At 65.1% G+C, this 6,703-nt stretch carries 6 protein-coding genes and 1 pseudogene; 4 read left to right on the forward strand and 3 right to left on the reverse strand.

Features of this window, described 5'->3' with window-relative positions; translation table 11 throughout:
* From EN969_RS11210 to EN969_RS11220, 3 genes and pseudogenes are all read right to left on the reverse strand, one after another.
* Nucleotides 1-292 (reverse strand): annotated as a pseudogene (locus EN969_RS11210) (efflux RND transporter periplasmic adaptor subunit); the annotation flags it as partial.
* A 305-nt stretch (nt 293-597) separates the two neighbouring features.
* Nucleotides 598-804: a hypothetical protein gene (locus EN969_RS11215; RefSeq protein ID WP_013530681.1), complete on the reverse strand. Its 207-nt coding sequence runs from the start codon at nt 802-804 to the stop codon at nt 598-600.
* 161 nt (nt 805-965) lie between these two features.
* Entirely contained in the window at nt 966-1,646 is a 681-nt protein-coding gene (locus EN969_RS11220; RefSeq protein WP_063168602.1) for a hypothetical protein, read from the reverse strand.
* 239 nt (nt 1,647-1,885) lie between these two features.
* Here EN969_RS11220 and EN969_RS11225 point away from each other — a divergent pair, with 239 nt between their 5' ends.
* The 4 genes from EN969_RS11225 to EN969_RS11240 all read left to right on the forward strand — a co-directional run bounded on the left by EN969_RS11225 (nt 1,886) and on the right by EN969_RS11240 (nt 6,696).
* The gene (locus tag EN969_RS11225; protein ID WP_013530679.1) at nt 1,886-2,614 is read left to right on the forward strand and encodes a response regulator; all 729 of its coding nucleotides are present in this window, start codon (nt 1,886-1,888) and stop codon (nt 2,612-2,614) included.
* Nucleotides 2,611-3,852: an ATP-binding protein gene (locus tag EN969_RS11230; protein WP_063168603.1), complete on the forward strand. Its 1,242-nt coding sequence runs from the start codon at nt 2,611-2,613 to the stop codon at nt 3,850-3,852. The genes EN969_RS11225 and EN969_RS11230 overlap by 4 nt, the downstream gene beginning before the upstream one ends.
* A 571-nt stretch (nt 3,853-4,423) precedes the next feature.
* Nucleotides 4,424-5,593, forward strand: coding sequence for an acyltransferase (locus EN969_RS11235; RefSeq protein ID WP_024501681.1), 1,170 nt, complete (start codon nt 4,424-4,426; stop codon nt 5,591-5,593).
* The gene (locus tag EN969_RS11240) at nt 5,590-6,696 is read left to right on the forward strand and encodes a glycosyltransferase family A protein (protein ID WP_127419128.1); all 1,107 of its coding nucleotides are present in this window, start codon (nt 5,590-5,592) and stop codon (nt 6,694-6,696) included. The genes EN969_RS11235 and EN969_RS11240 overlap by 4 nt, the downstream gene beginning before the upstream one ends.
* The last annotated feature ends 7 nt before the right edge of the window (nt 6,697-6,703 follow it).

The following is a 6,703-nucleotide window of genomic DNA, read 5'->3' on the forward strand; positions in this document are numbered from 1 at the left end:
CCGCGCTATCGTAGGACGCCTTGTAGCTCGCCGGATCGATGAGGTAGAGCGGCTGTCCAGCCGCCACCTCGCTGCCCTCCTTGAACAGGCGCTGCTGGATAATGCCGTTCACCTGCGGGCGCACTTCGGCAACCAGCGAGGCCGCCGTGCGTCCCGACAGTTCGGCGGTGATCGCCACCGATTGCGGATGCAGGGTGACGACGCCGACTTCCGGTTTGCCGGGCGCGCCCATGCCTGCGGGGGCGCTGCTCTCCTGCGAGCAGGCCGCCAGCAGAAAGGCGGATGCGAACATCGCGGTCCAGGGCGCCAGACGGCGTGCCGGCTGCAAAGACGGGCTAGGCTGGATAGACATGGACTGAATGATCTTTCGCTGGAGTTGCGGGCGCGGGCAATCGACCGCTTGGTCGAGGCATGCCGGCCGATATCTTGATGGTGGGCCGCGCCGGTCTGCGGGCGGCGACGAGCAATGCTTCGAAGCGGCTCATGTCGCGCTCCTTCTCGGCGGCCGGAGCTGCTCGAAGGTCGAGTAGCCGGCCGCGATGCCCACCAACATCATTATGCCGATCAGCGAGGACATGCCAAGCGCCTTGCCGGAATTCACGCGATCTTGCGGTCATCATGCCCATGGTTGTCGAGCGGCTGCGACAGCGGGAGCGACAACCGCCAGCCGGCGAAACTCAGGCGGATCGCGCCCTTCAGCGTGTCGGCCGGCGGGGCCAGCGGCATGCCTCGCCCGACAGGACCGAACGAGAGCCTCGGGCTGGCGGACGCGAGCAGCCGCAGCATGATCATGGCTTCCCACATTGTCGTGCTTCCATTGCAGGGTTCGAATTGGGCATGGTTCCGAATTGGCGCGATTCGAACTGGGCGTGATTGAAACGAGGATGGCGGAGATACGCCCGCCATCCCCGGAGAACCGGCCGACCCGAGAACGGGTTGGGTACCGGGCCGGCCGGTGCAGTCGGTCAGAGTTGCTCGTCGTTCCCGGGCTGGGGCGGGAGCTGCCTGCCATCGTTGGGCAGGCCTCTGGGGCCGGCTGCATCGTTCGGCGGACCGCCCCAGGGACCGGGGGGTGATCCATGGGCACGTTCCGCCGAAGCGAGGAGTTCGAGTTGTTCGGGCGTCAGCTTGGCGCGCAGTTCAGAGATCGCCTCCTTCAGTCTGCCGGCCGAAACCGCGCGGGCGGTAACGTCGTCGGCCAGCTTTTCCTGGAAGGCGAAGGGATCGGGCTTGCCGCCCGGGCCTGCTGCGTCGGGGTCCTTCGCTTCAGCACCAACGGGCCGCCCGCGGTCAGGCCGAGGCTGCGAAAGCACCGCCTGCAGCGCGCTGGTGTAGTCGCGCCAGGCGTCGAGCTGTTCGGTGCGGATGCCGACGCGGGTCTCCAGCGCGGCGAGCCGGGCGGCCAGCATGAATTCCGGCGGCGGACCCATGCGGCGGGGGCCAAAGCCTTGCGGGCCGAAACCCTGCGAACCAGGTCGCATCGGTCCATGCGGGCCGGGTCCATTCCGGCCGTGGCCTGCCCCATCCTGCATGGCCATGACAGGGGGCGGCTCACCGGGTCCGGCGCCGGGGTCGGGCTGCGCCGCCAGCGCGGGGTGAATTGCGGCGACGGAAAACAGGCCGAGCGCAAGAAGTCTGCTTGGCATAAAGATGTTCCTTTCTCTCATGCTTCGGACGGTTCAGAGGATAGGAAGCGTCTTTGTCCGCTTCGCGTCGGCGTGTTGCCGAAGGTTTCCGCAAAAGGGCAATTTGTTTCCGAATGTTTCCCATGGCCCGCCGGAAACGTTCGGTTGCAATTTTCCACGCCGCTCGGGCGCGGCTCTCCTATAATCGCGGCAAGCCCCTGCAATCACGGGTCCCAATATTCATCGGCAACGGCACGGTCATGCAGTCACAACCCCATATCCTCGTCGTCGACGACGACCGCGAGATCAGGACGCTTCTCCAGCGTTACCTCGACAGCCAGGGCTTTCGCGTCACGGCGGCGGCGGACCGGCGCGAATGCGAGCAACGGCTTGGCTCCGGCCAATTCGACCTGATCGTGCTCGACGTGATGCTGCCGGACGGCTCGGGGCTCGATATCTGCCGCGGTTTGCGCGACCGCAAGCCGCACACCCCGATCATCCTGCTGACCGCGCTGAAGGAAGATGTCGACCGCATCATCGGCCTGGAACTCGGCGCCGACGACTATCTCGGCAAGCCGTTCAACCCGCGTGAGCTCATTGCCCGCATCCGCGCGGTGCTCAGGCGCTCGACGCCCGAGGAGGCGCCCGCGCCGCCGCGCGCGCGCATCTACCGCTTTGCCAGCTATAGGCTGGAACCGGAGACCCGCAAGGTGACGGATGCGCGAGGCGTGGCCGTCGACCTCACCGGCGCCGAGTTCGATCTTTTGCAGGTGTTTCTCGACCGTCCCGGCCGGCTTTTGTCGCGCGACCAGCTTCTCGACCTGACGCAGGGCCGCGAACGCGATCCGCTGGAACGCTCGGTCGATGTGCTGGTGAGCCGGCTGCGCCGCAAATTTTCCGACACCGGCGACGGGCCGCTGTTCAAGACCGTGCGCAATGGCGGCTACCAGCTCACGGCGCGTGTCGAGACCGTGGAGAGCCACGCGTGAATTCGCTGCGCCGCCGTCTCATCCTGCTGTTGGTCGCCTCGATCGTCGGCGTCGTCGGCCTGGCGACGGCCGCCGTCATCAGCGTGCGCGGCGGCGGACCGCCGCCGGAACTGACCGTGCCGTGGATTGCCCAACAGATGGAAATGGTGGTGCGGCTCTTGCCGGGGCCGATCCCCGACGTCCTGCGGGTTCAATTCGCCGACCATCCAGCGGGCGGCAAGGTGGCTCGTGCGGAAACGGCGATGCTCAACGACATCCTGCACCGCCGTGGCCTCGACTTTCCCGCGGTCGTCAACGAGAAGCCGGACGAACCCGGCCAGATCGCATCGATGCACCTGCCCGACAGCCGATGGGCGATCATTGAGGTGCCGCACCTCAAGCCGCCGCGGCGAGAATGGCTGGTTCTGGCCGGCTGGATCTCGCTGATCGTCGCCGGCGCCACGGCGGTATCGGTCTATTTCACCTCGGTGCTGATCCGACCGCTCGAAATGCTGGAGGCCGCCGTCTCCAAGATCGGATCGGACGGCGTGCTGGCGGCGGTGCCGGAAGTGGGTTCGGCCGAGGTCAAGGCCACCGCGCATGCGCTGAACCAGCTCTCGTCGCGGCTGCGGACCGCCATGGAAAGCCGCATGCGGCTGGTCGCGGCTGCCGGCCATGATCTGCGCACGCCGATGACGCGCATGCGGCTGCGCGCCGAATTCCTGGACGACGAACGCGACAAATGGCTTCACGACCTCGACGAACTCGATCGCATCGCCGACAGCGCCATCCGCCTGGTGCGCGAAGAGGTCAACCAGGACGCCGTCGAAGCGGTGGACCTGGCAAAGACGGTGCGCGATATCGAAGCCGAGATGGTGTCGCTCGGCCATGCCGTCTCGATCGGGCACCTGGAAAAGGTTTGCGTGCGCGCCGGCGCGCTCGGCCTGCGCCGCGCCTTGCGCAACCTGATCGTCAACGCCGCCACCCATGGCAAGGCGTGCCGCATCGACCTGGCCGCGACCGACAATCGCGCCGTGCTGACCATATCGGACCATGGGCCGGGCATCCCCCCGGAACTCCTGAACAAGGCGTTCGAGCCCTTTTTCCGCGTCGACCCCGGCCGCCTGCAATCGATCCCCGGAGCTGGTCTTGGCCTCGCCATCGCCAAGGAAATCATCGAGCGCTACGGAGGCACGGTAACACTGGAAAACCGCCGGGGCGGCGGGCTGGAGCAGACGGTGGTGTTCGACGCGGTGTGAGGGTTGGCGGTCAGCCGAGTAATGGGCGTTGCGCGTGGCAACGACGAAAAACAGAGACGATGCTGCACCGCGCAAAGCTAATGGTTCCAAATCATTTCTTCACGGAGCCAGGGCCGGATCCATATAGACAAAATATAGATTACGGAATTTCCTGTGGTCTAACAAAGAACTAGGCTCTTAAGCCACGAGCTCGCAAATCAACCGAGGCGGGAACATCGGCAAAATTTAAACCACAGCGTTTAAGTTCTGAGAAAAATCGCCAGAATTGACGAGAAACGCTCGGTTTTCTCAATTTTTTAGCACTTGCTCACATAAGTATTTCAGCTGGGTAGATTTTTTGTGTTGCGCCGCACAATGCCGTAGCCGAACGATCTCCTGGGGGACTCGTTTGCGACTGGATATGCGCCGTGGAGGATCCCGCCAGGTTGACCAGCTTGAGCTACCCGTCCGTCGATTTCGAGCGTAGGTTTGACGATGCCTGCGCTCTGGCGGGTCTCGCCCGCCGTGGCCTGCCGCTCGAAACGGCCGGCTGGCGGCTTGGTCGCGGCCATCACGCTGGCGGATGCCGCTGATGGGAAGCGCCCGCGACATCCAACTGGATGCGTTGAGAGCCATCGCCGTGACGATGGTGTTGTATTCCCATTTCTTCGCCGCTGGAGGATCTTCATTCTGGGGCCATATCGGCGTGCGGCTGTTCTTCGTGCTGAGCGGCTTCCTGATCACGCGCCTGCTCCTGGAAGCGCGTTCGGCCGCCGAATTCGAGACCGGTCCCGCGCTGCGATCCTTCTATATCAGGCGAGGCTTGCGGATATTTCCACCCTATTTCGCCGTCCTGGGTTTCGTCTGGCTGGTCGACCTGGACCAATCCAGGGGATCGCTGGTCTGGCATGCGCTTTACCTGTCGAATTTCTGGTATGCGCTGCGCAATGACTGGAACCCTTGGGTGCTGTGCCATTTCTGGAGCCTGAGCATCGAGGAGCAGTTCTATCTTGCCTGGCCGCTGGTCGTCCTGTTGGCCCCGCGCCGCCGCTTCGAACAGATCTGCATCGGCGTCATCGCACTGTCGCTGGCCTATCGCTTTTATTGGCCGCTCACCGCCAACACGACGCTGGCGCGCGACCTGCTGCCGCCGGCATCCATGGATGCGCTGGCGACGGGCGCGCTGCTTGCCTGCTGGCGATCCAGGGGCGCGGCCCTGCCGCACTGGATGCGGCTCAGCTGGCCTGCCTTCGCGGCCGCATTCCTTGTCATCGAGTGGTTTGTGCCTGCGCCCGCCGATCCGATGCTCGAATGGACCCATTGGCTGGTGCGGCAAGTCCTGCCGCTGGTGCCGCTGATGGTCATCGTCGCAGCCTGTTCGCGCGGCCTTGGCGGCACTTTGGGAAAGCTTGCCGAACTGCCGCCGCTGCTTGGCCTCGGCCGCATCAGCTACGGCGTCTATCTCTATCATCCGATATTGCTGTCGCTCGCCGTCAAGGCGCAACCCTGGATTCCGCTCAACGTCTCGGAGCAAGGGCCAGGGCGTTTCCTGGTTGCGAGCGCCGCCACGATTGTCGCGGCCTCGATTTCCTGGGTGGTTTTCGAGAGGCCGCTCAACAGCCTGAAGCGCCACTTCCCCTATGTCGCGCGCACCCGCTCCGCACAGGGCAGCCATGGCGGCTGGCTCGCGACGGCGGCTGGCGGATCGCCCGATGGCCGCACACCGGCGCTCGAACTCCAGCGCACGGATGCAAGACGATGATCGCCGCACCGCTCGTCTCCGTCCTGTTGCCGGTCTACAATGCCGGTCCCTATCTCGCCACCGCGCTGGGAAGCATCCTGCGGCAGGATCACAGTCGCCTGGAGATCATCGCGATCGATGACGGTTCGACCGATAATTCGCTCGAGATACTCGAGCGATGCCAAAAGGCCGACAGCCGCATTTCGATCATCTCGCGCGAAAACCGTGGCCTTGTCGCGACGCTCAACGAAGGGCTGGCGATCGCCCGGGGCGAACTGGTCGCGCGGATGGATGCCGACGACGTCGCCTATCCCTGGCGTTTGTCGCGCCAGGTGGCGCTGTTCGAGCGGCGGCCCGAACTGGGCTTCTGCGGCGCCGGCGTCGACATGTTGATCCGCGGCCGCATCGCCAGGGGCAGGCCCGATCCGGTGTTCCAGTTCGGCCGCATCCCTGTATTGGCGATGTTCTTCACGATCTTCATGCACCCGACGGTCGTCTACAACAGGAAGGTCATCGACGACAGCGTCCTGCACTATGACCAGGCCTACCGGCATGCCGAGGACTTCGATCTTTTCAGGCGGCTGGCCGGCCGTTACCCGGCAGCCATGATGCCCGAAAACCTGGTCGTCTACCGCGTCCATGAGGCAAGCGTGACGAGCCGGCACGTCAAGGAGATGCGCAGGACGCATTTGCGGATCGTGGCCGAGAACCTCGAGCGGGAGGACCTGGCGCAGGCCACGCGGGACCTGCGCGACATTGGCGATGCGGTCAGCCACGGCACCGTCGCCCGTGCGGCCGACTTCATCGTCGCGCTGGAGGAGGAGATTTCCTCGCTGCCGGCGGCGACGCGGCCGAGCTTCGAGGCCGGCGCGCTGAACCTATTCTATTTCCTCTACCAGCTCGTCGCCGACGAAAACCAGCCCGCGCTCACCCATGAATTGCTGACGCGGACCGCCAAATGGAACGTCATCCGGCGCCGCGAACAATATGCGCTGCGGCCCGGCGCCTGGGCGCCCTGGCTCAGCCGCGCTTCGCTGTCGGCCGCCAGGCAGGCCGATGCCATGGCATACTTCTTCAAATCTGCGCCCGCCGCGGCGGTTCTGGGACCTTATCAGGCGGGCTGAGGCATGA

The organism is Mesorhizobium sp. M7A.F.Ca.CA.003.01.2.1 (assembly GCF_003998945.1).
GTDB classification, from domain to species: domain Bacteria; phylum Pseudomonadota; class Alphaproteobacteria; order Rhizobiales; family Rhizobiaceae; genus Mesorhizobium; species Mesorhizobium ciceri.